Source organism: Paenibacillus sp. P4_E11, assembly GCF_056401635.1.
Genome location: NZ_JBFUIX010000307.1, coordinates 1 through 2,798, shown reverse-complemented (window position 1 = coordinate 2,798; position 2,798 = coordinate 1). Strand labels below are relative to the sequence as shown.

General features: G+C 49.0%; 3 protein-coding genes and 1 pseudogene. All 4 read right to left on the bottom strand.

Features of this window, described 5'->3' with window-relative positions:
• Positions 1-1,777, bottom strand: a 1,777-nt coding sequence (locus tag AC1DWB_RS33245; protein WP_477545367.1) for an extracellular solute-binding protein, incomplete at its 3' end; no start/stop codon positions are given.
• Between the two features lie 126 nt (positions 1,778-1,903).
• A complete protein-coding gene (locus AC1DWB_RS33240) occupies positions 1,904-2,056 on the bottom strand; it encodes a sporulation histidine kinase inhibitor Sda (protein ID WP_477545366.1) in 153 nt (50 codons plus the stop codon).
• Between the two features lie 252 nt (positions 2,057-2,308).
• Complete coding sequence (locus tag AC1DWB_RS33235) at positions 2,309-2,482, bottom strand: DUF7167 family protein (protein ID WP_477545365.1); 174 nt, start codon at positions 2,480-2,482, stop codon at positions 2,309-2,311.
• Between the two features lie 155 nt (positions 2,483-2,637).
• Positions 2,638-2,748: pseudogene (locus AC1DWB_RS33230) on the bottom strand (iron-sulfur cluster assembly accessory protein); the annotation flags it as partial.
• Positions 2,749-2,798 lie beyond the last annotated feature (50 nt).

Below are 2,798 nucleotides of genomic sequence, written 5' to 3'. Positions count from 1 at the left end.
CACTTTGATAATCCGCATCCTTCTTCACCTGCTCCACGACAGAATCCCAGTTATCTATGGGTAGAGCTCCCAAAATGATTTTGATTTTCGTCTCATACAGCTTCTTGTCAGCTTCATACAACCTCGCTCTCATCTCGTTGGAGAATAGCCCAAGAGTCGGATCTTGAAGCTGAGCAGACCCGATCTGCTCGCGTTGCTTCTGCACGGAGGTCAAGTCGGCTGCTGAAGCGTTCCCGAAGTACGGTTCAAGGGGCTTGAGCGTTTCACGTTCGGTGGCAGATTGCTCGCCTGCACTCATCCACGCCTCCATTAAATCGAGAATACGCCTCACTTTCGTCTCCGACACCGATTTGGAAATGGCGAATACACCGGAGTGACCCACGGAAGCTGGCACAATCCGAATTCCCCCGGTTTTTGCTTGCAAGTAGGGAATGGGGACCAATTGTGCGTAATTGATCTTGGTAATCATCTGTTCCGTAATATGAGCCGCTTCAGTGCCGGTCATCGCCATAACGCCTGCATGGTCTTCCGTCACAAGCCGCTTGGCATGCTCCGCCGAGGATACCGGGAAGTCTTTGGCCAGAAACCCTGCAGCATATGCTTTATTCAGCCATTTCAACGCATCTTTGGTTCCGGCATCCATCCACGTATCCTTCACTGTGTCATTCGTCAGCTTGAAACGGCCACCGCTTTCATTGAAAACATTTTCCACCCACGCCAGATTATCCAGATCGTTCCGTCCTGGGCTTCCGGTTAAAGCGATCGTGTCTCGCTTTCCATTGCCATCCGGGTCCTTCGCTTCGAACGCGAGCAGCACGTTGTATAGCTCGTCCATTGTCGCTGGCATCATATAGCCTAGTCTRTCCAGCCAATCTTGACGAATGGCAGGGAACGTCCCGTCATAAGCGTTCTGCAGCCGGGGAATGCCATATACACCGCCATCGTTCAACACCACTTGGTTGCCCAGGCGATCCACTGCTAGACTCAGATGCGGATAATCACTTAGAAACGGCTTCAGATCCCAGAACACGCTGTACATCATGGAAKCTTGCAAGAAGAACGGGTCGGGAATCAGCAGCATTTCCGGTAAATCTCCAGAAGCTATGAGCAAGTTCACCTTCTGCTGGTAATTGTCCTTGCCAAGCGAGGTGAGCTTCAGCTGCAGCCCACTGTATGCACCGACCTTCAAGGCCAGCTCCTTCATCTGCTCTTCTGGCAGCGGTGCCTCCACAACCGAGATTACTTTCACTTGAGCAAGCGATCCGCTCTCTCGCACCACAACTTGCTTGTTATAGGATCGCCAGATCACTTCGCGATTGTCGGCTTCGGCTGTGAAGCGAAGCGGAATATAAGCGAGTGCCCCTTCGAGCCTCGCCGGTGTCGGCAATCGCTTCTTAATGCCGTTCACGACTGCCTCAGACTGTGCAATCGGAAAGTGAAGCGACATCCCTTGCTTCTCTGCTATGACCGCCTTCTCCGCATCATCCCAGCCTACGCTGTACCCGAGCCGTTCGAGCAGCGCTCTGGCTGGAACAAGCAATACATCCTTCTCGACAAGAGGAGGCTCAGGAAAAGATATTGGACCGGGAAAGCCTTCCATAACCGTAAATGGCGGATACTGCGGCTCTGTAATCGGTATAAGGCCTTCCCAGCCTGGGGGTGGCGTATTCAAGCTAGTATTGCTTTCCGCTTGGACGGACGCTCCAGCTGTTGCTTGCAGCAGTACAGCTATAGCCGACACTGCCAATAATAGACGTCGTTTCATGTTCATCTTCATGCCGTACAATTCATCTCCCCGAGAATAGTTATGTTGTCTCTTGAATATAGACGAAGGCCGAGTGGTAAAGGTTACCACCCGGCCTAGTCTGAATATGTAATTAATCAAATTGGATAAACAAAATGCTCAGTTCGCATAAGCATCCTGACTGTAGTACATCACATTTAATTTGCGTCTTTTGATTTCTGCTAACAGGAGGGATACAAAATCCCGGTCCAGCTTCAAGTCAATAGCCTTCAAGTAGGAGTCGATGAGCGCTTCGTTACTTAACGATTTCATGCCATATCACCCAACTTCGTTACCAAATTTTCTCTATAGTAGCATGGACCTACAATAGGAACAAGCATGCTGATATCCACATTCTGATGTGGATATCCTGTGAATACTTTGTTGACAAGTGTCATAACCTGTATTGGATCAAGGTCGAATTTTGTGAATAAAGTTATACACAGGGAGGCAGGTCCATTTTCCTATAGAAAACTTTTATCACAATCTATGAATCTAGCATTTCTGTTTTTCATATAAGCTCGGTCAATCCGCTTCCCACGAAATGCTGAGCTGACGATCCGCCCAGTCCCTTACATACACTTCAATGATCGCCTCTACTTCGTCCTCCGGCATTTCCTCCAGCTTCTTATCGTCGATATCCAGCCACACTTCCTTCACCAGCTCAGGACCAACAGCTAAACTTACCTTCACTTTCATTGCCACACAACTCCTTCATACATATGATTACCCAACAAAAACCTCCTGAACCATTGTGTAATAACTGCCCACACAAGTCCAGAAGGTTATAATTCGCGAATCGTATTGTATCTCATTGGTGATCGATGTTCATAAGGGACATGCTACTAGCCGAATTAGCACTGTTCTGAACTAGGTTTCCCGGCATCTGTCGCTGTACGGAACGAAGTCCCGCATCCACAAGTAGCAATCGCGTTCGGGTTGTGCATCGTGAATCCGCCGCTAGGGAAACGGTCGACTAATGATAGATTTAAGCCGTGTCATATCAACCTTATAC

Coding starts and splice junctions, on each gene's coding strand:
- AC1DWB_RS33240 (WP_477545366.1), bottom strand. CDS start 2,056: ATGAAATCGTTAAGTAACGAAGCGCTCATCGACTCCTACTTGAAGGCT.
- AC1DWB_RS33235 (WP_477545365.1), bottom strand. CDS start 2,482: ATGAAAGTGAAGGTAAGTTTAGCTGTTGGTCCTGAGCTGGTGAAGGAA.